This is a genomic window from Bradyrhizobium sp. USDA 4506, assembly GCF_054058795.1.
Window position 1 is genome coordinate 8,501,779 of record NZ_JBSSBM010000002.1, and the last position, 24,980, is coordinate 8,526,758.

The 24,980-nt window shown below is 57.9% G+C and carries 28 protein-coding genes and 1 pseudogene; 28 read left to right on the plus strand and 1 reads right to left on the minus strand.

Annotation, left to right across the window (positions count from 1 at the left end; genetic code table 11):
• Nucleotides 1-7 precede the first annotated feature (7 nt).
• The 13 genes and pseudogenes from sufC to ACVIHF_RS42240 all read left to right on the plus strand — a co-directional run bounded on the left by sufC (nt 8) and on the right by ACVIHF_RS42240 (nt 13,440).
• Nucleotides 8-760, plus strand: a complete 753-nt coding sequence (gene sufC, locus ACVIHF_RS42180; protein WP_456793842.1) for a Fe-S cluster assembly ATPase SufC — start codon at nt 8-10, stop codon at nt 758-760.
• Nucleotides 761-779: 19 nt separating this feature from the next.
• Nucleotides 780-2,102: a Fe-S cluster assembly protein SufD gene (sufD, locus tag ACVIHF_RS42185; RefSeq protein WP_456793843.1), complete on the plus strand. Its 1,323-nt coding sequence runs from the start codon at nt 780-782 to the stop codon at nt 2,100-2,102.
• Complete coding sequence (locus ACVIHF_RS42190; RefSeq protein ID WP_456777537.1) at nt 2,099-3,346, plus strand: cysteine desulfurase; 1,248 nt, start codon at nt 2,099-2,101, stop codon at nt 3,344-3,346. Before sufD ends, ACVIHF_RS42190 begins: the two co-directional genes overlap by 4 nt.
• A gap of 470 nt (nt 3,347-3,816) precedes the next feature.
• Nucleotides 3,817-5,321 (plus strand): annotated as a pseudogene (gene nifD / locus ACVIHF_RS42195) (nitrogenase molybdenum-iron protein alpha chain).
• Between the two features lie 88 nt (nt 5,322-5,409).
• Nucleotides 5,410-6,966, plus strand: a complete 1,557-nt coding sequence (gene nifK, locus ACVIHF_RS42200; protein WP_456793844.1) for a nitrogenase molybdenum-iron protein subunit beta — start codon at nt 5,410-5,412, stop codon at nt 6,964-6,966.
• A gap of 90 nt (nt 6,967-7,056) precedes the next feature.
• Nucleotides 7,057-8,703 carry a nitrogenase iron-molybdenum cofactor biosynthesis protein NifE gene (gene nifE, locus ACVIHF_RS42205; protein ID WP_456794181.1) on the plus strand — a complete coding sequence of 549 codons (1,647 nt, stop codon included), beginning with the start codon at nt 7,057-7,059 and terminating at the stop codon, nt 8,701-8,703.
• A 9-nt stretch (nt 8,704-8,712) separates the two neighbouring features.
• Entirely contained in the window at nt 8,713-10,113 is a 1,401-nt protein-coding gene (nifN, locus tag ACVIHF_RS42210; protein ID WP_456793845.1) for a nitrogenase iron-molybdenum cofactor biosynthesis protein NifN, read from the plus strand.
• On the plus strand, nt 10,110-10,505 hold the full coding sequence (nifX, locus tag ACVIHF_RS42215) for a nitrogen fixation protein NifX (RefSeq protein WP_456793846.1): 396 nt from the start codon (nt 10,110-10,112) through the stop codon (nt 10,503-10,505). The genes nifN and nifX overlap by 4 nt, the downstream gene beginning before the upstream one ends.
• 6 nt (nt 10,506-10,511) lie before the next feature.
• Nucleotides 10,512-10,982, plus strand: coding sequence for a NifX-associated nitrogen fixation protein (locus ACVIHF_RS42220; RefSeq protein WP_310879746.1), 471 nt, complete (start codon nt 10,512-10,514; stop codon nt 10,980-10,982).
• Between the two features lie 8 nt (nt 10,983-10,990).
• On the plus strand, nt 10,991-11,191 hold the full coding sequence (locus ACVIHF_RS42225; protein WP_028336721.1) for a CCE_0567 family metalloprotein: 201 nt from the start codon (nt 10,991-10,993) through the stop codon (nt 11,189-11,191).
• 13 nt (nt 11,192-11,204) lie between these two features.
• The gene (gene fdxB, locus ACVIHF_RS42230; RefSeq protein WP_310879748.1) at nt 11,205-11,504 is read left to right on the plus strand and encodes a ferredoxin III, nif-specific; all 300 of its coding nucleotides are present in this window, start codon (nt 11,205-11,207) and stop codon (nt 11,502-11,504) included.
• A gap of 358 nt (nt 11,505-11,862) precedes the next feature.
• On the plus strand, nt 11,863-12,726 hold the full coding sequence (locus tag ACVIHF_RS42235) for a host specificity protein (protein WP_456793847.1): 864 nt from the start codon (nt 11,863-11,865) through the stop codon (nt 12,724-12,726).
• Between the two features lie 318 nt (nt 12,727-13,044).
• A complete protein-coding gene (locus tag ACVIHF_RS42240; protein ID WP_028336718.1) occupies nt 13,045-13,440 on the plus strand; it encodes a Rieske (2Fe-2S) protein in 396 nt (131 codons plus the stop codon).
• A gap of 10 nt (nt 13,441-13,450) precedes the next feature.
• On the opposite strand, the gene ACVIHF_RS42245 is transcribed toward ACVIHF_RS42240, so the two are convergent.
• The gene (locus tag ACVIHF_RS42245; protein WP_456793848.1) at nt 13,451-14,041 is read right to left on the minus strand and encodes a hypothetical protein; all 591 of its coding nucleotides are present in this window, start codon (nt 14,039-14,041) and stop codon (nt 13,451-13,453) included.
• 272 nt (nt 14,042-14,313) lie between these two features.
• Here ACVIHF_RS42245 and ACVIHF_RS42250 point away from each other — a divergent pair, with 272 nt between their 5' ends.
• The 15 genes from ACVIHF_RS42250 (at nt 14,314) to ACVIHF_RS42320 (ending at nt 24,496) form a co-directional block, all read left to right on the plus strand.
• Nucleotides 14,314-14,634 (plus strand): HesB/IscA family protein, encoded by a 321-nt coding sequence (locus ACVIHF_RS42250; protein WP_456793849.1) that lies wholly within the window; start codon nt 14,314-14,316, stop codon nt 14,632-14,634.
• Between the two features lie 290 nt (nt 14,635-14,924).
• Nucleotides 14,925-16,139, plus strand: a complete 1,215-nt coding sequence (gene nifS / locus ACVIHF_RS42255) for a cysteine desulfurase NifS (RefSeq protein ID WP_375166637.1) — start codon at nt 14,925-14,927, stop codon at nt 16,137-16,139.
• On the plus strand, nt 16,136-16,360 hold the full coding sequence (gene nifT, locus ACVIHF_RS42260; RefSeq protein WP_456777529.1) for a putative nitrogen fixation protein NifT: 225 nt from the start codon (nt 16,136-16,138) through the stop codon (nt 16,358-16,360). The genes nifS and nifT overlap by 4 nt, the downstream gene beginning before the upstream one ends.
• Nucleotides 16,357-17,220 (plus strand): SIR2 family NAD-dependent protein deacylase, encoded by an 864-nt coding sequence (locus ACVIHF_RS42265; RefSeq protein ID WP_456793850.1) that lies wholly within the window; start codon nt 16,357-16,359, stop codon nt 17,218-17,220. The genes nifT and ACVIHF_RS42265 overlap by 4 nt, the downstream gene beginning before the upstream one ends.
• A gap of 341 nt (nt 17,221-17,561) precedes the next feature.
• Nucleotides 17,562-19,118, plus strand: a complete 1,557-nt coding sequence (gene nifB, locus ACVIHF_RS42270; protein WP_456793851.1) for a nitrogenase cofactor biosynthesis protein NifB — start codon at nt 17,562-17,564, stop codon at nt 19,116-19,118.
• A 9-nt stretch (nt 19,119-19,127) separates the two neighbouring features.
• Nucleotides 19,128-19,352: a 4Fe-4S binding protein gene (locus tag ACVIHF_RS42275; protein WP_310879756.1), complete on the plus strand. Its 225-nt coding sequence runs from the start codon at nt 19,128-19,130 to the stop codon at nt 19,350-19,352.
• A 145-nt stretch (nt 19,353-19,497) separates the two neighbouring features.
• A complete protein-coding gene (locus ACVIHF_RS42280; protein ID WP_456793852.1) occupies nt 19,498-19,866 on the plus strand; it encodes a hypothetical protein in 369 nt (122 codons plus the stop codon).
• Nucleotides 19,859-20,179, plus strand: a complete 321-nt coding sequence (locus tag ACVIHF_RS42285; RefSeq protein ID WP_310879758.1) for a nitrogen fixation protein NifZ — start codon at nt 19,859-19,861, stop codon at nt 20,177-20,179. The genes ACVIHF_RS42280 and ACVIHF_RS42285 overlap by 8 nt, the downstream gene beginning before the upstream one ends.
• Entirely contained in the window at nt 20,176-20,415 is a 240-nt protein-coding gene (locus tag ACVIHF_RS42290) for a nitrogen fixation protein NifZ (RefSeq protein WP_456793853.1), read from the plus strand. The genes ACVIHF_RS42285 and ACVIHF_RS42290 overlap by 4 nt, the downstream gene beginning before the upstream one ends.
• Before the next feature lie 15 nt (nt 20,416-20,430).
• The gene (locus tag ACVIHF_RS42295) at nt 20,431-20,790 is read left to right on the plus strand and encodes a DUF3024 domain-containing protein (protein ID WP_310879760.1); all 360 of its coding nucleotides are present in this window, start codon (nt 20,431-20,433) and stop codon (nt 20,788-20,790) included.
• 33 nt (nt 20,791-20,823) lie between these two features.
• Entirely contained in the window at nt 20,824-21,093 is a 270-nt protein-coding gene (locus ACVIHF_RS42300; protein WP_456781756.1) for a hypothetical protein, read from the plus strand.
• 44 nt (nt 21,094-21,137) lie between these two features.
• Nucleotides 21,138-22,292: a DegT/DnrJ/EryC1/StrS family aminotransferase gene (locus ACVIHF_RS42305; protein WP_456794182.1), complete on the plus strand. Its 1,155-nt coding sequence runs from the start codon at nt 21,138-21,140 to the stop codon at nt 22,290-22,292.
• Nucleotides 22,293-22,526: a hypothetical protein gene (locus ACVIHF_RS42310; RefSeq protein WP_456793854.1), complete on the plus strand. Its 234-nt coding sequence runs from the start codon at nt 22,293-22,295 to the stop codon at nt 22,524-22,526.
• A 227-nt stretch (nt 22,527-22,753) separates the two neighbouring features.
• Nucleotides 22,754-23,224 (plus strand): Rieske (2Fe-2S) protein, encoded by a 471-nt coding sequence (locus ACVIHF_RS42315; protein WP_310885446.1) that lies wholly within the window; start codon nt 22,754-22,756, stop codon nt 23,222-23,224.
• A gap of 924 nt (nt 23,225-24,148) precedes the next feature.
• Nucleotides 24,149-24,496: a (2Fe-2S) ferredoxin domain-containing protein gene (locus ACVIHF_RS42320; protein ID WP_456793855.1), complete on the plus strand. Its 348-nt coding sequence runs from the start codon at nt 24,149-24,151 to the stop codon at nt 24,494-24,496.
• Nucleotides 24,497-24,980: the final 484 nt, after the last annotated feature.

A 24,980-nucleotide genomic window follows, 5' to 3' on the forward strand; every position in this document is an offset into this window, starting at 1 on the left:
GATCACAATGGCGCTACTCGAAGTTCGAGATTTGCATGCCGGTATCGAGGACTGCGAAATTCTTCGCGGCCTCGATCTTACGGTCAATGCGGGTGAGGTACATGCGATCATGGGGCCGAACGGCTCCGGAAAGTCCACACTCAGCCACATTATCTCCGGCAAGCCTGGCTATCGAGTGAGCACTGGTCGAATCCTGTTCAAGGATGAAGACCTACTCGCGATGGAAGCAGACGAGCGCGCCGCCAAGGGCGTATTCCTTGCATTCCAATATCCGGTGGAAATTCCCGGGGTGACCACCATGAACTTCCTCCGCGCGGCGCTTAACGCCCAGCGTGGGGCGCGCGCACAAAAGGAGTTTTCGACCCCCGATTTTCTGAAACGAGTTCGCGAGGTCGCCAAGTCGCTCAACCTCCCGGAAGGCGTGCTCAAGCGCGGCCTCAATGTCGGATTTTCCGGCGGCGAGAAGAAGCGCAACGAGATTTTGCAGATGGCGCTGCTCGAGCCGAGCCTGTGCATCCTGGATGAGATAGATTCCGGCCTCGATATCGACGCGCTGCGGATTGTCGCGGACGGCATCAACGCTCTGCGTTCGCCGGAACGAGCGATGATCGTGATCACTCACTATCGGCGGCTGCTCGACTACATCGAGCCGGACGTTGTCCACGTAATGTCGAAAGGGCAGGTAAGGAAGAGCGGCGGCAAGGAACTCGCGCTGGAGCTTGAGGCTCGTGGCTACGCCCAATTCGAAGGCGCGGCGTGACCGCTCAAGGAACTTCCCGATGAAGCAAATTGTGGCCAAAGCCGCCGCCGGGCGCGCGATGGGCAATCTCTTCGCCGCGGCGCATGGACGGCTGCCTGGCTCCGGGCCCGTCGCTCATATTCGTGCGAGGGCATTTGAGGCCTACGAGCGTGCCGGCCTCCCGCATCGGCGCATCGAGGCTTGGAAATATACCGATCTGCGCGCCCTGATTGGCGAGGTCCTTCCACTCGCTCCGCGACCCGATGCGGCTGCGCTGGTGCGCGCAGCGAGGTCGGTTAAGCAAGCGGCAGCCGATCAGGCGGTCAAGCTCGTCTTGGTGGATGGTATATTCGCCCCCGAGCTTTCCGATGTCGGCAGGCTAGAAAACGGGGTCGATGTGCGATCGCTCCGAGAGGTCCTGGAAAATTCTGCCGATAGCGCGATAGCCGCTCTGGTGCTGTCGACGACGACTGACGCGGTGATCTCGCTCAATGCGGCAATGGCGACCGATGGCTTGGTAATTTCGATCGCTGAGGGCAGAGCGGTAAAACGTCCGATACAGATCGTCCACGTCGCAACCGGATCGTTGGTGTCCACCTTCACGCGTTCCTATCTGCAGCTCGGCCAAGGCGCGCATGCGGCGGTGCTGGAAAGCTTTGTCTCAGCCGAAGGCACGAGCGCCTATCAGACCAACGATGCGATCATCGTCCTGGTTGGTGACGAGGCGAGCCTTTCGCATATCCGACTGGCAGCCGATGCTGCTGACGCGGTGAACATCTCGTCAGGTATCATCGCGGTCGGCGCCGGGGCGAGGCTTGATCTCTTCAGCATGACCTGCAGCGGCTCCATCAGTCGCTATCAGGGATTCGTCACGTTGGCCGGCGAGGGATCCGAGCTTTCGGCGAACGGGGTCAATCTCATCAGGCACAAGCAGCACGTCGACACGACAATCGTCGTCGACCACGCCGTGCCTCATTGCACCAGCCGGGAGAAGTTCCGTGCGGTTGTCGACGATTGCGGTCGTTCGGTGTTCCAAGGCCGGATTGTCGTTCGTCCCGGCGCGCAGAAAACGGACGCCACGCTGACGACGCGAGCGCTGCTTCTGTCCGAGGAGGCCGAGGCCGACAACAAGCCCGAACTTGAAATCTTTGCCGAGGACGTGACTTGCCGTCATGGATCGACATTAGGCGCGCTGGACGGCGCTCTCGTATTCTATATGCGCGCTCGCGGTCTATCCGAGAAGGACGCGCAGGCGTTGCTGATTAAAGCATTCCTGGGTGAGCCGATTGAGGAAATCGCTACCGAAAATCTGCGCGATCTTGTGAGCGCGCAAGCTGAACACTGGCTGCTGGCGCAGCGATGAGCATGCATCCCGCGATGAGCAATGGCAGGTACGACGTTGACCGGCTGCGTGCGGACTTTCCAGCGCTGAGCATGACGGTCTACGACAAGCCGCTAGTCTATCTCGACAATGCTGCCTCGGCGCAGAAGCCGAATGCGGTACTTGACCGCATGATGCGGGTGTACTCAAGCGAATATGCCAACGTACATCGCGGTTTGCACTACCTCGCTAACGCGGCGACCGAGGCGTATGAAGGCGCCCGCACCAAGTTGGCTCGATTTGTGAACGCCCATCTATGCGAAGAGATCATCTTCACCCGCAGCGCCACAGAGGCAATCAATCTGGTCGCCCAGACCTTCGGCCGCGAACGCGTCACCCCAGGGGATGAGATCGTTCTCTCGGTGATGGAACACCATTCCAACATCGTGCCGTGGCATTTTCTCAGGGAGCGGCACGGTGCGGTGATCAAATGGGCGCCAGTGGATGATGACGGCAACTTTTTGCTGGATGAATTTGAGCAGCTTCTGACCCGGCGCACCAAGATGGTTGCGATCACACACATGTCGAATGTGCTCGGGACTGTCGTGCCGGTAAAGGAGGTGGTGAGCATCGCGCACGCTCGTGGTATCCCGGTGCTGATCGATGGTTCGCAAGGATGCGTCCATTTGAACGCCGACGTCTGCGACATCGATTGCGATTTCTATGTGATGACGGGCCACAAACTCTATGGTCCGACGGGCATCGGCGTGCTTTACGGCAAATCTGGGCATCTGGCGTTGATGCCACCTTTCAATGGCGGCGGCGAGATGATCCGTGAGGTCTCACGTGCCGGCGTCATCTATGGTGATCCGCCGCACCGGTTCGAGGCGGGTACCCCGCCGATCGTCGAGGCGGTCGGTCTGGGGGCGGCTGTGGATTACATCAATTCGATAGGCAAGGAGCAGATCCGCGAGCACGAGAGCGGGTTGCTTGCCTACGCTCAGCAGCGGCTGGGGGACATCAATTCCCTGCGCATGGTCGGGATACCGGCCGAGAAGGGGCCGATCATCTCCTTTGATATGAAGGGTGCCCATGCGCACGATATTGCCACCGTCATCGACCGGGAGGGTGTAGCGGTGCGGGCGGGGGCCCATTGCGCGATGCCGCTGCTCAAGCGCTTCGGTGTTCTGGCGACGTGCCGTGCGTCCTTCGGACTCTACAACACATGCGAAGAGATTGATGCGCTTGTCCGTGCTCTTATCAAGGCGCGGCAGCTGTTCTCGTGAGCCGGCGCGTGGGCCACGTCTAAGTGGCGAGGCAGCTTGTATCGACCTCCGCAGGCGATGACGTCATGCACAAGATCATCATCGTCATCGCTGATGATGAGCATCGGTCGTCTCGGCAAACATAGGTGGTATTGGCAAGCCGGAGCCGCCCAGCCGGCTTTACCTATTACTGGCCGCTTCCGAGCGAGCGCGATTGCAAGGTGCTGCAAACAACGGCTATTCCGCGGCTGCGAGAATTGCGACGTAATTTGAAGCCTATCCAGGCCTTGTTTCATTTCGAACAGGGCCAAGACGAAGAATTCCGTGCAAAGCGCGATGTCGCCTTCGCAACAACAACCAGCCCCATCGGACGAAACGCGCTAACTGTTTTTATTTATTCTGCTTTTTGGGCTCGCGCCGCGCTGGCATGCCCGTTGCAGTCTTATTCAAGAAGCTGCTCCCGCAACTGCCAATTCTTGAAGGACATCAGCATGAGTCTCGCCACGACCCAGAGCATCGCAGAAATCAGGGCTCGGAACAAAGAGCTGATCGAGGAGGTGCTGAAAGTCTATCCGGAGAAGACCGCGCGAAACGGCGTGCCAAGCACCTCAACGTTCACCAAGCCGGCAAGTCGGACTGCGGGGTCAAGTCCAACATCAAATCAATACCTGGTGTGATGACAATCAGAGGCTGCGCCTATGCAGGATCCAAAGGGGTGGTCTGGGGACCGATCAAGGACATGGTCCATATCAGCCATGGCCCGGTCGGCTGCGGTCAGTATTCGTGGGGCTCGCGTCGCAACTATTATGTTGGCACGACGGGCGTCGATAGTTTCGTGACCCTGCAGTTCACCTCCGACTTCCAGGAAAAGGACATCGTATTTGGCGGCGACAAGAAGCTGATCAAAGTCCTTGACGAAATCCAGGAGCTGTTCCCGCTCAACAACGGCATCACGATCCAATCGGAATGTCCGATCGGACTGATCGGGGACGACATCGAGGCCGTGTCAAGATCGAAATCCAAGGAATACGGCGGCAAGACCATCGTGCCTGTTCGCTGTGAGGGCTTTCGCGGCGTGTCGCAGTCGCTTGGCCACCACATTGCCAATGACGCGGTGCGCGATTGGATCTTCGACAAGCTGGAGCCCGACGGCGAACCAAAGTTCCAGCCGACGCCCTACGACGTTGCGATCATCGGAGACTACAATATTGGCGGCGATGCCTGGTCATCGCGAATTCTGCTGGAAGAAATGGGCTTGCGGGTGATTGCGCAGTGGTCCGGCGACGGTTCCCTCGCCGAACTCGAAGCAACGCCGAAGGCAAGGCTCAATATTCTGCATTGCTACCGTTCCATGAACTACATCTCCCGCCACATGGAGGAGAAGTTCGGCATCCCCTGGTGCGAGTATAACTTCTTCGGACCGTCGAAGATCGCAGAATCGTTGCGCAAGATTGCGGGCTATTTCGACGACAAGATCAAGGAAGGCGCCGAGCGAGTAATTGAAAAATACCAGCCACTGGTGGACGCCGTAATCGCAAAATATCGCCCCCGCCTGGAGGGCAAGACTGTGATGCTGTACGTCGGCGGGCTCCGTCCACGTCATGTGATTGGCGCGTACGAGGATCTCGGCATGGAAGTCGTGGGCACCGGATACGAGTTCGGCCACAACGACGATTATCAGCGCACCGCCCAGCACTACGTCAAGGACAGCACGCTCATCTACGACGACGTCAATGGCTATGAATTCGAACGCTTCGTCGAAAAGGTCCAACCAGATCTGGTTGGCTCGGGCATCAAGGAGAAATACGTTTTCCAAAAGATGGGTGTGCCGTTCCGGCAGATGCATTCCTGGGACTATTCCGGCCCATATCACGGCTATGACGGCTTTGCGATCTTCGCGCGGGACATGGACATGGCTGTCAACTCGCCGATCTGGAAAAAGACGAAGGCCCCCTGGAAGGAAACTGCGAAGCCGAAGCTCTTGGCTGCAGAATAACAAGCACTTGGTTTCACAATAGAGCGACCAATCCCGCTCTCTGCGGAGAGCTGGGGCGACATCATTTCGATAGTGAAGGATCTTAACAATGGCGCAGAGTGCAGACCATGTGCTCGATCATCTCGAACTGTTCCGCGGTCCAGAATACCAACAAATGCTGGCCGACAAGAAGATGTTCGAGAATCCCCGCGATCCTGCCGAGGTCGAACGTATCAAGCAATGGACGAAAACGCCCGAATATCGCGAGAAGAATTTCGCGCGGGAGGCGCTTGCGGTAAATCCGGCCAAGGCTTGCCAGCCGCTTGGCGCCGTATTCGTCTCGGTTGGTTTTGAGGGCACGCTGCCCTTCGTCCATGGCTCGCAGGGCTGCGTGGCCTATTACCGCAGCCATCTGTCGCGGCACTTCAAGGAGCCGAGCTCCTGCGTGTCTTCGTCGATGACGGAAGACGCCGCTGTATTCGGGGGGCTGAACAATATGATCGATGGCCTCGCCAACAGCTACAACATGTACAAACCCAAGATGATTGCGGTCTCGACGACCTGCATGGCCGAGGTGATCGGCGATGACCTGAACGCCTTCATCAAGACATCAAAGGAAAAAGGCTCGGTTCCGGCGGAGTTCGACGTGCCTTTCGCGCACACTCCAGCGTTCGTCGGCAGCCACGTCACCGGCTATGACAACGCACTCAAGGGCATTCTCGAGCATTTTTGGAACGGCAAGGCCGGAACGGCGCCGAAGCTGGAGCGCAAACCAAACGAGGCAATCAACATCATCGGCGGTTTCGATGGCAATACCGTTGGAAACCTTCGTGAGATCAAGCGAATCTTGGCGTTGATGGGCATCAAACACACGATTCTCGCCGATAACTCTGAAGTCTTCGATACCCCGACTGATGGCGAGTTCCGGATGTATGACGGCGGTACCACGCTGGAGGACACGGCCAACGCGATTCACGCCAAGGCGACAATCTCCATGCAGCAATGGTGTACGGAAAAAACGCTGCCGTTCGTGTCCGAGCATGGACAGGACGTTGTGTCTTTCAATTACCCGGTAGGTGTATCCGCGACGGATGATCTTCTCGTGGCCTTATCACGCATCAGCGGCAAGGAGATTCCGGAGCAACTCGCGCGAGAGCGTGGCCGCTTGGTTGATGCTATCGCGGATTCCAGCGCGCATATCCATGGCAAGAAGTTCGCGATCTACGGCGATCCGGATCTCTGTTATGGGTTGGCTGCCTTTCTGCTCGAACTCGGCGCCGAGCCAACTCATGTGCTGTCCACCAACGGCAACAAGGCGTGGCAGGAAAAAATGCAGACGCTGTTTGCAGGCTCGCCATTTGGACAGGCTTGCCAAGCCTATCCGGGACGAGACCTCTGGCACATGCGCTCGCTCTTGTTCACAGAGCCGGTCGACTTTCTGATTGGCAACACCCATGGCAAGTACCTGGAGCGTGACACTGGAACGCCATTGATCCGCATCGGCTTTCCAATTTTTGATCGGCATCACCATCACCGCTTCCCTGTATGGGGCTATCAGGGCGGCCTGAATGTGCTGGTGAAGATCCTCGACAAGATCTTCGACGAAATCGACCGGAAGACCAGCGTTCTTGGCAAAACTGACTACAGCTTCGACATCATTCGTTGATGGCGGGCAGTGCGCCCGCCATCGCCGAAACACGCGGCGATGGCATCGCAGGATGGTTGACATTGAAATTCAGCTGAGGGGAAAATGCTGATGAGTTCGCTAGCGGCCACGGTCCAGGATATTTTCAGCGAACCGGGCTGCGCCAAGAATGGAAGTAAGTCGGAGGCTGAGCGCAAGAAGGGCTGCGCCAAGCAACTGCAGCCGGGCAGCGCTGCGGGTGGCTGTGCCTTCGATGGCGCCAAGATTGCGCTGCAGCCTTTTACCGACGTCGCTCACCTCGTGCATGGCCCGATCGCGTGCGAGGGCAATTCGTGGGACAATCGCGGCGCGGCGTCTTCCGGCTCTAGTCTGTGGCGCACCGCATTCACAACCGATATGAGCGAAACCGATATCGTATTCGGGGGCGAGAATCGGCTCTGCAAAGCGATCAAGGAGATTATCGATAAATACGACCCGCCGGCGATCTTCGTCTATCAGACCTGCATCCCGGCCATGATCGGGGACGATATCGACGCGGTCTGTAAGGCGGCCTCGCAAAGGTTCGGCAAGCCGGTGATCCCGATCAATTCTCCGGGGTTCGTTGGTTCCAAGAACCTTGGTAACAAGCTCGCCGGCGAGGCCTTGCTCGATTATGTGATCGGGACGCAAGAGCCGGACTACACCACACCGTACGATGTCAACCTGATCGGCGAATACAATCTCTCGGGCGAACTCTGGCAGGTAAAGCCGTTGTTCGATGAGCTTGGCATCCGGATTCTCTCTTGCATTTCGGGCGATGGCAAATATCGCGAGGTCGCTTCATCCCATCGTGCGCGGGCGGCGATGCTGGTGTGCTCGAAGGCCATGGTCAACGTCGCACGCAAGATGAAGGAACGCTACGGGATCCCGTTCTTCGAAGGGTCGTTCTACGGTATTCAGGACTCAAGCGATTCGTTGCGCCAGATCGCCCGCTTGTTGGTTGAGCGCGGCGCGCCGAAAGATCTGCTCGGGCGCGCCGAAGCTGTGGTCGCACGCGAGGAAGCGAGGGCGTGGGCTGCGATCGAGCCGTACAAGCCACGATTCACAGGCAAGAAGGCTTTGTTGATTACCGGCGGCGTCAAGTCATGGTCGGTCGTTGCGGCATTACAGGAAGCCGGCCTCGAACTGGTCGGAACCAGTGTGAAGAAATCGACAAGGGAGGACAAGGAACGCATCAAGCTGCTCATGGGGCAGGATGCTCACATGATCGAGGATATGACGCCCCGCGAAATGTACAAGCTGTTGAAGGACGCCAAGGCAGACATCATGCTCTCGGGCGGCAAATCGCAGTTCGTTGCACTGAAGGCGGCGATGCCCTGGCTCGATATCAACCAGGAGCGTTGCCACGCCTATATGGGCTATGTCGGAATGGTCAAGCTAGTGGAGGAGATCGATAAGTCGCTCTCCAACCCGATGTGGGAGCAGTTACGCCGACCGGCGCCCTGGGAGGCATTGGCCAAGGTGATGGTGCAGTTGAAATCACCGGTCGCCGCGATCGCCTGCGATCCGGCGGTCTCGGAGGCGGCGCGGCGCGGGAGGAAGGTCTGTTTTTGCAATACCGTCGATCTCGGCACAATCGAGGATGCGATCTACGCGCATGGCCTGACGAGCGTCGAGGCAGTCAGAGACCACACAAATGCAGTCGGCGGCTGCTGCAAGCGACGCATCGAGGACGTCCTGGCGTCCACGCCGCTCGCTGGGCTGCAGGCCGCCGAATAGGGAGATGTCATGGCCATCGCCACGGTGCCGACAAAAGCATGCGCCGTTAACCCGTTGAAGATGAGCCAGCCGATCGGCGGCGCATTTGCCTTCATGGGCATATGTGGAGCGATGCCGCTTCTGCACGGCTCACAAGGTTGCACGTCCTTCGGGCTCACGCTCTTTGTGCGGCATTTCAAGGAGGCTGTACCTCTGCAGACCACCGCAATGAGCGAGGTTGCGACCGTGCTCGGCGGCTATGAAAATCTCGAGCAAGCGATACTCAATATCTACAACCGTACTAAGCCAAAGATCATCGGAATCTGCTCAACCGGCGTCACCGAGACCAATGGAGACGATGTGGATGCCTACCTCAAGCTGATCAGGGACAAGCATCCGCAACTTGCGAAATTGCCGCTGGTCTATGTCTCGACGCCTGATTTCAAGGGAGCATTCCAGGACGGCTGGGAGAAGGCTGTGGCGCGCACCGTGGAGTTGCTGGTGGAAGGGCCAAATGTCAATGGCCTGCGCGATCCATCGAGGGTGAATGTTCTTCCAGGATGTCACCTCACGCCGGGTGATCTCGATGAACTCCGCGCCATCCTTGAGGATTTTGGGTTGCGGCCGTCCTTCTTGCCTGATCTGGCGGGGTCGCTCGATGGGCATATCCCCGACGAGTTTACGGCAACGACCATCGGCGGCATCGGCGTCGACGAGATTGCGAGCATGGGCCGCGCCGGGTGGACCATTGCAGTCGGCGCGCAGATGCGGCGAGCTGCAGAGCTCATGCAGGCCAAGACCGGCGTGCCATTTCGCCTGTTCGAACGGCTGTGCGGTCTCGGTCCGAACGACGACTTCATGACGTTTCTGAGCGAGATCAGCGGCCGCCCCGTGCCACCGAAATATCGGCGCCAGCGCGGTCAGCTTGCCGATGCAATGCTGGACGCGCACTTCCATATTGGCGGTCGTAGAGTTGCGATCGCGGCCGAGCCAGATCTCCTATTCGACCTCTCCAGTATGCTGCACGACATGGGAGCGCAGGTGACTGCGGCCGTGACGACCACGCAGTCGGCGGTGATCGAGCGCATCAAGACGGAGGAGGTGCTGATTGGCGATCTCGAGGATCTGGAAGAGGTTGCCAGAACCAAGCATTGCGACCTGCTGATCACGCATTCGCATGGCAGGCAAGCGGCGGCTCGGCTGAAAATTCCGTTCTATCGAGCCGGCTTTCCGATGTTTGATCGGCTTGGCGCGGGGCACCAACTATCCATCGGTTATCGTGGCACGCGCGATCTGATCTTCGATATCGCCAATCTTGTGATCGCGGACCGCGAGGAAAACCATCAGCCGACACCCGATAAATGGCGCGCATCGGCCGCACTGCCACTAATGTCGGGCCATTGCAGTGTAGCTGAGAGGGCGATCGCATGAAAGTCGCATTCGCAACACAAGACCTAAGACGCGTCGATGCCCATTTTGGTTGGGCAAAGAATATCGCCATCTACGATGTCGCGCCAAACGGACACGTGTTTCTCAAAGCGGTTGAGTTCGAGGGAGATCTCGAGGAAGACGGCAACGATGACAAGTTGGCTCCGAAGATCGAAGCGATCAAGGATTGCGCAATCCTGTACGTTGCGGCCATCGGCGGTGCAGGCGCTGCGCGGGTGGTCGCCAACAACATCCATCCCATCAAGGTAAGCAAGCCAGAAAATATCCTTGTGCTGCTCGAAAAGCTCGAGCACGTCCTGAAGGGCGCGCCGCCGCCTTGGCTCCGCAAGGCTTTGGCGAAGGACCAGCGGCGCACATTCGAGTTCGACGGATGAGGTGAAATGACCGAGGCAGCAGAAAAAGAGCGGCAGGGCGGCACCCTCGATGGGCCCTTCCTCAAGGAGCTAGTCAAGATATGGCGGGCTCAAGATACCAACGGAGCCTGGGAGGCCAAGAGCGATTTCGACCTGCTCGAACCTTATATCTTGGACAAGGAGAAACGGCGTGCACTACCGATTGTCGGCGATCCTGATCCCGATACCCTGTGGCGGCTGGAGCTGTTCTTCAATGCGGTCGCACTCTCAATCGAGAAGGCGACGGGCGTGATGATCCAGCCGATGCTGAAGATGCATCATGAAGGCTTTGGCCGCATGGTGCTGATCGGAGGTCGGTTGATCGCAGTGAACAAGCAGCTGCGCGATGTGCATCGCTTCGGCTTCGATAATCTCGCAAAACTCGCAGAGGAGGGCGACAAATATGTCAGGGGCGGAATCGACTTGATTCGGAAGTTTCCGGACGTTGCGAACTATTGAGGGCACTCATGAGCGATCGTGAAACACTGAAGGCAGAACTAAAGAAGTTGTCAGCCAAAGCGCTGCAAGCCAAAATGGATCTGCACGACCTTTCAGAAGAACTTCCCATCAACTGGACTTCGATCATGGTGGTAGCGCAGGAGGCGCACGATGCCTATGCCGAACTTGAACGTAAGAGCCATGATTTGAAATCGCTGGAAAAAACGTGAAGGGTTTCGAAGCATGTCATTTGCAACGCGCGATGGCCGTGACTGGACGCCGGATTACCTGATCTCGATCGATGCCAAGAAGTGCATTGGCTGTGGCCGTTGCTTCAAGGTGTGCGGTCGAGACGTCATGACGTTGAAAGGAATCAACGAGGAGGACGAACTCGTCGATCTCGACGACGACGAGGACGATGAGATCGAAAAGAAGGTCATGGTTCTGAGTGATCAGGGCGCTTGCATCGGATGCGGTGCCTGCGGCAGGGTTTGCCCGACGAATTGCCAGACACACGTTTTAGCCACAGCAGAAGCTGCCTGAGTGACGGCAAGGTCCCCCTCGCGGCTGGCGCGATATATGCAAGGGATAGTCGCATTAAGCATTCCAACCTGCTGTTGTCTCAATGACGAAGAGATGGTGGTGTAGACCTATGCCGTAAGCGGCCAGTCCTTGAGGGATCGACCGTCGAGGGGATCATGCAATGCCTGCCTATAGATTGCGGCTTGATGACTGGCGGTTGTTTGCCGGTCGCGCGGATGACTGCTCGTCGTGTGGGACTTCGGACAGATGCTCTGCTCCTATGGGTCAGCTTGTAGTCAGCTAAGTTACATATTCTCGTCCGCAAGCTCGCGCGGCACGAGCTCAACAGGTGCAATTTTGCCGATAGGAAAGCGATCTGATGTATGGCAGAATCGTCGGCTCATCCAGCCAGTCCACACGCGCTAGCCAAGCTGATGAATCGGGAGAGGCTGGTGATAGCCCCCGCTTTGCGGAAACAGTTGCGGGCATCGAGTCAGGTGGATCGTCGTCGGCGCCGTATTCTAACGATTCCGATCCGCCCATTATAGAGATCGAAGACCGATCTACCTTCATGGAAGGAGTGAGGAGATATTTGGGTGGCGACATCAGGGACATCGTTAGTAACCCACAAGAATACTCGCGTTTCGTATCCAATAAAGCTGAGCGCGCAGCAATGGTCGCTGGAGGCTACTTCAGTAAATACGATGATCCGACCATAGAGGCGAAATTTTACAGCTATCAACTGGGTGATGAAAGTGTTGGCCTTCTAAGAGTAGGAAGCGGCCCGGTTGAGATCAATGAAGAACGTCTTCGCCAGCAGTTTGGGCGCGACGATATCACGTCTGTGGTGGACCTTCGGGTGACTCATCCGCTGGTCGAGAACGCGGGCGATATTCTGCTGGAACATCAACTGCGAATCGACGGCGCTAATCCGTTGGTCCTGTCACGTCCTGCCTTGGACGGCATGGAACGCCGCCTGGGGGAAATGGGCTTTGTTCACGTGGGTGATAATGACTGGGTGCTTGATCCTAATCGGCATCCCGAAGTGTGGACAAAGAACGAGAACAACCAGTGGCAGCGAGTAGACAGGCCTACGAAGTATCTTTCCAAAGTAGTAGAGGACGAAGTACAAGGAGCGGACAATAATTCCGCTGCTGAAACCAGCATCGAATCAAATGCTTCTTCCGACGATGATCCATCATTCTACCTGGAGCGCTACCTTCAAGGACTGAGCATGGGGTAAAGCAGGCGCGATCTCGACACCCGCGCGGAAGATGACCGGCTTTTCCTGACTGCACGCGCCGGCGCAATAGTCTCCGCCTAGGGGGCGCACGCCTGCAGCGTGCGCCCCTTTGCCACCTAGACTAGAGATCAAAACGGCTGAAGACGCTGGCCGCCAACTCTTGATGGACGATCGCAGCGTGCGACGGGTTGAGTTTACAATGTCGCTCCAGCTGGCGAGAAAAGGCCGGCACATCTCTTGACAAGAACTCCGGTGTCCGCGCCTGCAGGTCCGCGTTGCCAGATTTTTGGTGCAGTTGGTTAGTTGACAGAGCAATGAATGCAGTCAGATGTCATCTACGCGATTTGCAGCTTTAAAGATATTCCAAGCCGCCGGGCCATGGGATTCCATCTTATGGTCATCGATGACGAGGGCAATCAACGGCCGTGGTCCATCGTTGTGATCCGATGGGGCAAGAAAGTGTTTGGCTATATCAACAAATGCCCGCACGACAGCGTCAATCTAGATTGGGAACGAAACGAATTCCTCGATCCATGCGGTGTCCGGCTGATGTGCGGCAAACACGGATCGACCTTCGAACTCGGCACCGGGCGGTGCGTCGACGGTCCATGTAAGGGGAGAGCGCTGACGCCGATCGCGTTGACAGTGCTGGACGGCGATATCTGCGCCGTCGGCGTCCGTCTTGTCGAAGGCGATGCGCCCTCCAACGAATGAACCGTTGCGCTCAGACCGGTCGATTTTCGTTGCGATTCTTGATGGGTTCCATCCTCCTCAGGCCATCTTCGTACGAGATCTCGTCATAGGACAGATCGAGATTCTTTGCCCCATCGAGCAGGTAATCAAGCTTGCCACCTGAATCGAGCTTCTTGATGTCGTCCTTGTTGATCCCGACCAGGTCCATCATCTCCTTCCAAACTGTGGACTCATCGCACGGGAGGACGTGGAACGTAGCATTGCCAAGCTTGACTCGGTATTTCGCCAGCAGATCTATATTGTTGCAGAACATGAAGTAGCTGCCGTCGCGGCTTAGCGCGCCGTCCAGCACGCCTGCAACGTCGGCAAGATACGCGAAGGAATGCAGATAGCCGGCCAGCACCGGAATGGTTTGCTCTCCGTCCTGCGCGATCGTCAAAACCTGCTCGATCGAATAGTCCGGCGGCCGTTTCTCGTCCGCGACTTGGGCCTGGAATTTCAGTGCGACGTCGCCGCGAAAGCCGAACCGGCCGGGCTTAATGGTCCCGCCTTTGAATACGGCATTGAGCAGGCGGCCCTCCTTCTCAAGTCTGCCGAGTGCGGTGTTCTCGATTGCAGTCATTAAAATCGTCCTCGATCTAAGCGTTTCACCGGCGCGCTGGCCGGTGCGAGACGCAATGCAAATTGCTTGCCGCCCGTGCGCAGCAGTCTTCGGCGTTGCTTGCAAAGAAGGGACGTAAATGGCTCCGACCGCATCAAGCCGGCTTGTCGGAAATTCGACACGAGTTCCAAAGCCAACAGGCCCGACCTGAAAAGGTGAGCATCATCAAACGTCTGCATGCTGGCACATGACTTGCCATTGGCAGGCAGCCCTTTGCAGATGAAGGATAAGTCATGATCAACCTGACGGATAGCGCGGTGAATGCAGTCAAGAGCGCGATATCATCATCGACGCAGCCGGCAAGTGGCCTGCGCATTATGGTCGAAGCAGGTGGCTGCAACGGGTTCAAATACAGGATGGGTCTGGCCGAGCAACCGAAGCCCGACGACAAGGTGATCGAGTGCGGTGGCCTGAAGGTGTTTGTCGACAGCAAGAGCCATGAGCATCTGGTCGGTACGACCATCGATTTCGCGATGGCGCTGGAGAGCCCGGGCTTCACCTTTCATAACCCGAACGCCGCCTCGAGTTGCTCCTGCGGAAAATCGTTCAGCTAGTCTGGAAGAGACGTCAAGCATGCTGCCTGAATCAGAGCAACTGAGGCAATTGCGGACAGCCGCGAACGGCCGAGAACTGCGTATTCGCGCCGTAATCGAGGTTATCCGATCCATTTTGCAACGCGGCGGCTACAGTCGGCTGATTCGGCTCGATGGCAGCGGATCACGGTCAGCCTGGTGCCTGCGCGTTCTGCAAGCTTCCGAGCGGGTCGCTGGAAAGCATTCAAGCGTGGCTTGCCGATAGGCTAGGCGAATTCGTCTGTCATCCCGGTTGCTGCCGCAGCCAAGGCATGAGATTGAGCGAGGGGCAAGTGGCGATTTATCTCGATAACAATGCGACGACGCGGACCGATCCATCGGTCGTGCAAGCCATGTTGCCCTTCTTCACCGAGCAATTCGGCAATGCGTCATCCAGCCATGCCTTTGGCGGCGAGGTCGCGATTGCGATGAAGCAGGCGCGCCGTAGCTTGCAGGATCTGTTGGGGAATGCCCACGATCATGAGATCGTTTTTACCTCAGGTGGGACCGAGGCGAACAACGCCGCCATCCTTTCGGCGCTTGCGACCCAGGAGGACCGCGACGAGATCGTCACCACCTCGGTTGAGCACTCCGCCATCCTTTCGCTGGTCGAGCAATTGTCGACGAAAGGCGTCAAGACGCATATCGTGCCCGTAGATTCCCGCGGCCGGCTCGACGTCGAGGCGTTTCGCTGCGCGCTCGGTCCACGCACAGCGATCGTCTCGATCATGTGGGCTAATAACGAGACCGGTACGATTTTTCCGGTGGAGTTTCTAGCCGGGTTGACCCGTGAGGCAGGCGCGCTGTTTCACACAGATGCGGTCCAGGCCATAGGTAAGATACGTGTTGACCTAAAGGATAGTGCGGTCGACATGCTGTCGCTTTCAGCGCATAAGCTGCATGGCCCGAAAGGGATCGGCGCGCTCTATCTGCGCAAAGGGACAAAATTCCGCCCGCTGATCTGGGGCGGATCGCAGGAACGTCGGCGCCGCGGCGGAACTGAGAATATCCCCGGCATCGTCGGTCTTGGAAAAGCTGCGGAGTTGGCGGTCGAGCGGCTCGAGCCGGAGCGTGTTCGCATTGGTGCGTTGCGCGACCGCCTGGAGCAGGGGATTTTGCACAATGGCGAGTGCGCGGTGCTCGGCGGTGCCAGCAACCGGCTACCGAACACGGCCAATATCGCCTTCGATGATCTCGATGGCGAAGCTATCGTTCATCATCTCAATCGTGCGGGCATTGCCGTGTCGCTGGGATCAGCTTGCAACTCCGGCTCAATGGAGCCGTCGCATGTTCTGCGTGCCATGCAGGTGCCATCGCGGAGCATGCGCGGCGCGGTGCGTTTTTCCCTGTCGCGTGAAACCTCTGTTGCGGAGGTCGATGAGGTCGTATGCGTACTGTCCGACATCGTGGCTCGCCTGCGCGCCAACTTGCGGGAGTCTGCTAGTCTGGCCAACCATGCTACGCAGTCGGGGGAGTTGAGTTCGTGAAGATCATGATCCGCCGCTCCCCGGACGTAGGCCTGTCGATCTACGTGCCGAAAAAAGATCTCGAAGAGCCGATCGTGGAATCCGAGCACGAAACGCTATGGGGCGGCTGGATCAAAATAGCTAATGGCTGGGTGCTCGATTTGCCGGAGATGGCGAGCGATACGCGCTTGCCGGTGACAATCAACGCCAAAAAACGGGGCGAAAACGGTGACGATCCGTGAAGGCGACCCAGCAAATCGATTTTGTCCACGCGACCGATGCTAAGGCCATTCTCGCGGACCTCGCTGCCGGACTGAGGGCTGCGAGTGTTGTTCCCTATCTCGGTCCCGGCCTCGCCGAACTGTCGAGACCCGACGTGCCGACGACACCCGAGGCGTTATCTGATTTCTTCGGCAGCAAGGTTGCGCTGCCGCGGCGGGCCAAGGGTAACGTATGGGCCGCGGCGCAGCACATCGAGATCAGCAAACATCGCTCCACCGTGACGGCATTGATGGCGCACGCCTTCGCTCGGCCGGCCGCGCCGATCCCGTTGCACCATCATCTTGCGTCTCTGTCACTGCCCATCATAGTTGACACTTGGTATGATGGGTCGATGCGCGCGGCGCTGGACAAGCACGATGGATGGGGCGAAGTGCAGGGTACCACCCGCGCCGGCATTGGCGAGAATCGCTGGTATCGCTTTTATGACCCGGCTGGCCAGGAGGTCGACAGTATCGTAGCGGACGGCTGGGCGACGGTGTTGTACAAGCCGCACGGCAGCGTGCAGCCGGCAAAGAACTTTCTGATTTCCGACTCCGATTATGTCGAGGTGCTGACCGAAATCGACATCCAGACACCTATTCCGGACATCATCAAGCAAAGGCGGATCGGACAGAGCTTTCTCTTTCTCGGTTGTCGCTTTAACGATCAACTGTTGCGTAGCTACGCCCGGCAAATCATCAAACGTTCGGCCAACACGCACTATGCGATCATTGACGTGGATTCACTTTCACGCAATGAGCTCCGTTTTCTACGTGAGCAAGGCTTGACACCGCTTGCGGTTGCACTGCCTCGCGCGGTCGAGATACTGCTCACCCGTTAGCGGCGTTGCGAAGCCGGATCGCCCGGCTCGCATTGGCCTGTTGTGAGAGGCCGCATCGCATCAAAGCCAATAGGGATGGGAGCCGGGCGCGCGAGCCTGGCGGGTAAATGAATGCACGCGGCCGTGGAGCTCGGCGGCAGAAACACGACGTACTTGTCACGTTTCCTGCATGCGCATGATCCGTTTTCCTGCATGCGTTGGCGTCGATGTTCCCGCTAACTCTTTGGCGCATGGCTGCAATGTCAGCGTCTCCGCGATGGCATGTGAGTTGCTACTGCTCTTCTTGAGGCGCTCGGGCTGATCCTGAGAAGCCGATGATTGCCTGCAGGGAGAAGTGGAAAATGAACGCGGTCGTCGGGCGCGAATATGCCAAAGCTGCGGTAGATGCCGGCAAGATGGTGCAGCCGGCCGCCGAGCATAAGGGCTGCCGCACCTCGTCCAACATCGGCCAAGCGAGCTGCGGCTCGCGGGCGGGGCAAGGCGATCTGCCGACCGAGACCTGGAAAAAGGTGAAGAACCATCCCTGCTACAGCGAAGAGGCGCATCATCATTACGCCCGCATGCACGTCGCGGTGGCGCCAGCCTGCAACATCCAGTGCAATTACTGCAACCGCAAATACGACTGCGCCAACGAATCACGCCCGGGCGTGGTGAGCGAGAAGCTCACGCCTGAGCAGGCGGTAAAGAAAGTGCTTGTGGTAGCCGCCACTATTCCTCAGATGAGCGTGCTTGGCATCGCCGGTCCCGGCGATCCGCTGGCCAATCCAGAAAAGACGTTCAAGACGTTCGAACTCGTCGCCAAAGCGGCTCCGGACATTAAGCTGTGTCTGTCAACCAATGGGCTGAGTCTGCCAGATTACGTTGACGTCATCGCCAAATCCAAGATTGACCATGTCACGATCACCATCAACATGATCGATCCCGAAATCGGCGCCAAGATCTATCCCTGGATTTTCTTCAACCACAGGCGCTACGTCGGAATCGACGCGGCAAGGATACTCACTGATCGCCAGCTGCTAGGCCTGGAGATGCTTAGCGAACGGGGAATCTTGTGCAAGGTCAACTCTGTGATGATCCCGCATATCAACGACCATCACCTGGTCGAAGTCAACCAGGCGGTGAAGTCACGCGGCGCCTTCCTCCACAATATCATGCCGCTGATCTCCGCACCCGAGTACGGCACAGTATTTGGCCTCAACGGTCAGCGCGGGCCGACAGCGCGGGAATTGAAGGCGCTGCAAGATTCTTGTGAAGGGGAGATAAATATGATGCGGCACTGCCGTCAGTGCCGGGCCGATGCTGTGGGTCTGCTCGGAGAGGATCGCAGCGCAGAGTTTACCACCGATCAGGTCATGAAGATGGACGTCGAATATGACCTCGAGATGCGCAAGGCTTATCAAGACCGCCTAGAGGATGAGCGTGCCGCCAAAGCCGCGGCCAGCAAAGCCGAGCTCGGGAAATTGGCTGGGGAAGCGAGTGAGATCTCGCTTCTGGTGGCAGTCGCAACCAAAGGCTCGGGGCTAATCAACGAGCACTTTGGACATGCGAAGGAATTCCAAATCTACGAACTTTCCACTTCGGGCACGAAATTCGTCGGCCACCGCCGGGTGGACGCCTACTGCCAGGGCGATTATGGCGAGGAGGATAGGCTTTCGACCATCATCCGAAGCATCCATGACTGCCATGCGGTGTTTGTGGCCAAAATCGGCGGTTGCCCGAAAAGCAATCTGATCAAGGCTGGAATCGAGCCGATCGATCAATACGCGCATGAGTTCATCGAGAAGTCGGCGGTCGCCTGGTTCCGGTGCTATCTCGACAAGGTGAAAAGCGGTGAGATTGAGCACGCGAAGCGCGGCGACGCGTCGATTCGGCAGAGAGCCCTGATCTCTGCGGCGTAGGGAGGTCATGTGCCATTCAAGATCATCGCCTCGCAGTGTACGAGTTGCTCAGCCTGCGAACCCTTATGCCCGAACGTTGCAATCTCGGAGAAGGCGGGGAGCTTCGTGATTGAACCAGCAAAATGCACCGAATGCATAGGTTATTTCGACGAGCCGCAATGTGTCGCCGTCTGTCCGGTCGACAATACTTGTGTCGTTGACAGGTCCTTGCCGCGCTACCAGGCGTCGGCCTAAAGGTGAGCTCCATGAACGGATTGCCGCCGCTGCTCGATGAGTGGACGAAACCGTGTCCAGGAATGCGGCTCCTGCGGTTGCGAAACGGGTCCCATCGCAGCCTCGTCCGGCCCGGATCTTCGTTTGATGCGAGGGAGTGACGCCGATGCGGGCCGGCCAGGAGGATGAAGTTAATCGTGCCGTCGCGCGCCGCATCACGCCGCAGCCGTTCGACCGATTGATGAGCGATGAGGAGGTCGAGTTCCGCCACATTGTGGAACGCGATGTCCAAAATGAGTGGCCGCTAGCCATAGCGATCGACCCGGACGCCTCCGTGCGGTTCGAAAACCCACAACCGTTGCTGCCGAAGGCGCAAACTGCTCCACAGCGCGATCCTGACCGGCACGTCCGCCATGAAATGGCGCGCTGCATTGCCGCTGGTGAATCGCCAAACGTCTTCGAGGATGAGGACAAATCGATGCAGGACCTCGCTCGCGCGGGTATGGCAGCGTTTGAGGGAGAGCTGCATGAATAAAATCGTCCGCGACAGCGACGTGATCGAGCTCAGCGGGCCGCCTGTCTTCAGCTTTAGCGAGAAGGTGCGAGCCAATCGCACCATCCGCAATGATGGCACCTATCGCGGCAAGGAGATTGGCGAGATTTTGGTCAAGAAGGGCGACGTGGGTTACGTCGTTTCGATCGGCACGTTCCTGCAGCAATTCTACATCTACGGCGTCGAGTTTTTGGAAAGCGGCTATCGCGTTGGCATGAAGCGCAAGGAGCTCGAGCCGGTGGACGTGGGCGAGGAGAGCGATGATTTGCCATTGCCGGAAGAGGTTGCGTCATGACTGAGGTCCGTTTTCCGAAGTATCGGCGGGGCCAGCGCGTTAAAGCCGTGGTCGATCTCATCAACGATGGTTCTTTTCTTAATACGGAACCGGAGGGGCTCGTTCTCGGCGCCGGAGCAACCGGCGATATCGTCGGGGTCGCTATCCATACCGAAGCGGACGTGCCGATCTATACTGTCGATTTTGGTGAGCAGCTGCTCATTGGCTGTCTCGAAGAAGAAATCTCGGTGCTCTGAAGGGGAGCTTTCGCGATGACTGCCGCGCTGATGAGGAAGGTAAAGACCGGGCTGGTCCCTCACCCAAACGAGGTCGATCGCAAGCGGATCGAGCGCGGCTTGAGCTCGCGCAAGCGCTATCTCTACGTCTCGCCGAACGTGACGCCGGTGAGGGGGGGCTATCTGGTCGAGAGTCCCTGTTGCTCGCGCAATATCGACAAGGATGGCGGTCTCGTTGATGTCGCGCTAGTTCTTTATGATGCGGTGAGTGGAATCTGGAAGCTGTTTTGCAAGGATCACGCGCGAGGGATCTGGGAGTTTTACAGTCTTTACCACCGATTGACTTCAGCAATCGATGAATTGAACGCAGATCCGGAGCATCTGTTCTGGCAATGACAACCGCCTTTGGCGAGTGATAGAGGGGCCATGATGGCGCTCACTGCGGAGGAACTGATCGAAGTCGAACGGCTACTTGCGGCTGATGTCCCTGACACAGGCCCCTTTGTCGAGCTGCGGCGCCGCTTTCCGCGGCTTGCGTGCGTGCGCTGCGATGCGTCGGATGTGACGGATAGGCCATTCCGGCAGTTTCCTCGCTTTGACCTGCATTTGCTCGATGGGTCGGATCACTGCGTGCAGATTACAACGGATCCGGCGCGGGCAACCGGCATCGTATTGGCAAAAAGGAATGTTGCCCGGTGAGTGGCATTGAATTCGCAGACCATCGGCTTGATGGCGCGGACAGGATGGAGACAAATACATCCTTCATTCCACTGTCTGATCCTGATATCAGCTTCGCGGAGCTCTCCGCCGTGGAAACGGTTCTGTGCTCGCCGCAGATCTCCAATGGGCGGGTCACTGAGGCGTTCGAGCACGGTTTTGCAGCCTATCTTGGCCGCAAATATGCCGTTGCGGTCTCGAGCGGCACCATCGGGCTCCTGCTGGCGCTCAAGTCGCTCGGCATCGGGCCAGGGCAGGAGGTTATCGCCTCGCCCTATTCCTTTCGCGAGACGGTCCATGCGATCGGTCTTGCGGGCGCACGGGCGGTATTAGCTGACATTGACTATTGGTCGGGAACCTTGGTCCCAGAGAAAGCCGAAGAGCGCATTACGGCCAACACGCGGGCGATTGTCGCCGGCAATCCCAATGGTCACCCCGCGCCGTGGTCTGAACTGCGGGCGATCGCGCAGCGCCATCATCTGGCGCTTTTGGAGGATTCCACCGAAGCAGTCGGATCGCGCTACAAGGGCGAACTCGTCGGCCGGTTTGGCGATCTGGCGGTGTTCGACTTTGCCCAGCCCTCGGCTCTAAGCTGTGGCGAAGGCGCAATGGTGGTAACGGACGATATCGAGATCGCGGTCGGCTTGCGTCGCTATCGCGCCCACTGCCTGGACGAGCGCTCCTCCGTGATCGTCGGTGCCGCAGCACCATACCAGGCCGGCATGAGCGATCTCACGGCCGCCTTAGGGCTGGCGCAGCTCAAGCGTCTCGATGAAATCCTGGAGCGTCGTCGGCTGGTTGACCAACTCTACAACGCGCATATGCAATCATTTGAGGGCATCAAGCCGCCTTATGTTGGTCCTCATGTGACCGATGTGAACTGGTTGCTCTATCTCGTCCATCTCGGGACACGCTTCACGCGATCCGGCCGCGATGCCATCGTCGATGATCTGCGCGCCGCTCAAATTGAATCCGCCGCCTATAGCCATCCGCTGCATTTGCAACGCCACTATTTTGAGCTCGGCTATCGACGGGGCGATTTCCTGGTTGCGGAAAAGATCGCCGATCGCGCTCTGGTCCTGCCCTTTCACACCCATCTCACGAACAACAAGATCGAGTTTATTGTCGAGACCATGAAAGATGCGTCGATCAACGTGGGCGCAGGGGCAGCGATCTACTGAATGCGCGTCATCCACCACATGGCAGGAAGAGGATTGAGTGGCGATGATGCGACTTTTGTGACATCGGGCGAGATGAGCAAGGCGACCGAGGACAGGCCCCTGCGCGAAGAAGGCCTGCTTGCAGGTAGCGAGGCGCGGTCTCCAAGGCTTGAGGCGCGCCAAGCTGCTGAAAAACGAGCACGTTACGATAGAGATCCTCAGTTTCGGCTCGGGTCTTTAAAGTCGGCCAAATAGGGGATTGCTATGAACTCGCAACAAGTCATCATTCACGTCCGCTTCGCTCCGAACGGGAGGGTGATCCAAATCAGCGAGCGCCCAGCGAAGCTCACGCCGACCCAATGGTTTGATGTTCTCAGCACCCGCGCTGGATCGACCTATCGGCCGCTCGCACGTGGCCGCGGCGCTTTTCGGCTGGCCCGGGCAGCGGTCGAAGCCTTCAAGCAGGAAACTGCGAGGCCCGGATGAGCAAAGGGATGATCGGCCCGATCGGCGATCAGATCGAGGTGTTCGCCGTGTGTCCGTCCGATGCCATCGAGCGGAGTAACGCGAGGGGCTTTATCTTGTCGCGGGTCGACGACAGCGGCGAGAGCCGGCCGTTTCCAATTGTTGTGGTTCGCACTTTCGGCGACGAATATCTAGGGTACGTCAATCGTTGTCCGCATGATAGCGTATGGCTCAATATCGGTTCCGGCGAGTTTTTCTCCTCCGATCGCTCGTTTCTTAGATGCGGACGGCACGGTGCGAGATTTGAGATCGACACTGGGTTGTGCATCGATGGTCCGTGCAATGGACAAACGCTTGAGCCGGTCGCGCTCGCCGTCATCGAAGGTGACGTCTGCCTTTGTGGCGTCAAGCTGCTGGAGGACGATCGGTTTTCCAATGCGTTTGAGGACAGCGACGAAACCATGGATATAACGATCCATCCCGATTAACAGCCGTATCACTTGGCCGTTGCTCAAGTTGCTGCCCCGGCGCGTTGCCACCGAATAATGTCATCGTACTTGTGAGTGCTGGCGCGGCCGCGCGTCAATGCCTTTGAACTCAGGGGCAAATAGGCGGCCCGTCGTATCCCGGGCAATCGCGATCTTGGGCGGCACCAACGAGGTGCTTTGGCGCTAGCAATACAATATCTTCGCGAAGGAAATGCCCTCGGCGGTTACAAGTTGGCCGAGGGCATCGTCTGGGCTGGGTGAAATGGGGGGACCCAGACTGACAGGACCGTTTGGTCTGGAGGAATGACGATCCTGTGTCGCGATTCTTGGACGGTCGCCGAAGCGGGCGTAGCAATTGCAATGCCAAGCTTCCGTTCATGCGATGCCCTTAGCGAGTGCCGCCGCCCTAGTCAGCCGATGGCGGCAGCCAAGGTCGAATGCATGAACGGGCAAGCGGGCGTCGCCCGGCGATTTTGCGTGCGAACTCGAAATGCAAAAGGGTGAAGCGGCGGAGCATCAAACGCGATGCGACACTTGTCATGCACGAAACAGCGGTGGGCGACATTGTCGCAACCTCGGCATAATTGTCAGTCGCGGCGGCGTGGAAAATGAGATCGATTGCAGAAATGAGCGCCGCGCATCTGGTGCGGAACTTGCTTGAAGAGGTTGATGGTTAAAGTGATACGGAGGAAGAGTATCGCGAGGGTGAAACTCTGTTCTAGATGCCGAGTATCTGTCGCTGATTGTCAGCGATAATCATCATTATGTCGCCCGCTCATTTCGCCTGCTTTCGCAAGCTCGAGTGGGAATTAGTAGGATCAATTGGTCGATGTGGCGTTCGACTGAAGAGCAGATTGTTTGAGCGGATACGCTCGGATCCTGTCCTTTTCAGATGACGGAGCCCATTGATTGCAGGATAGGCGCATGAACGCAGAAACTGAATTCGAGCTTCCTCAACTTTATAGACATCACGTCTTTGCCTGCCACACGCAGCGTCCGCCGAATCATCCGCATGGCAGCTGCGGCGCTTCTGGGGCGCAGGCCCTCTGGGATCGGTTGGGTAAGGCAATTGAAGCCCAAGGCCTCACCGATGTCGGTTTCACGGTGGCGGGCTGCCTTGGCTTTTGTAACTCCGGTCCCTTGATGGTTGTCTATCCTGACGGAGTCTGGTATCGCGCCACCACTCCTGAGGACGTTGATGAAATCGTAGAATCCCATCTCAAGCAGGGCAAACGTGTCGACCGCCTTGTGATGGTTCTGTGGCGAAGCTAAAGACCTTTAGCGCCGCTCGTCCCGGGATATCAAACGTGGCTGGCCTATCCGGCCAATAGCTGGCATCTCGGAACAGTTGACGATGACCGGTGCCCTAATGCTTCCAGTACGTGCGCAGCGGCGGACGACTGACCCGTCGCTATGGCCCTGTCCGCAACATTCGGTTGGAGGGAGGCTCGATTGAGTCTTGCTCATGATCGCAGTCGAAGAGCCATGAGCTCAAGTTCTCGCAAGGCGGTCATTTTCACACGGTAGCGTGCCGGCTTGAATTCTAGGCTCTGATAAGCGAGCAGCCGCTTCTGCTATCGCCGATAAACACGAGCAAGATCATTTGAATCGCTATTGGTTCGATCCGTTTGTGTTCCACAGCTTACCGCCACGTTCGTAGTCCGCAGCGAGTGCAATGCTGCGAATGGCTCCCGGCTTTCGGCGAGACGACGTGTCTTTTACACATCATCTCGCTCACCTTTGGACTGCACTACAG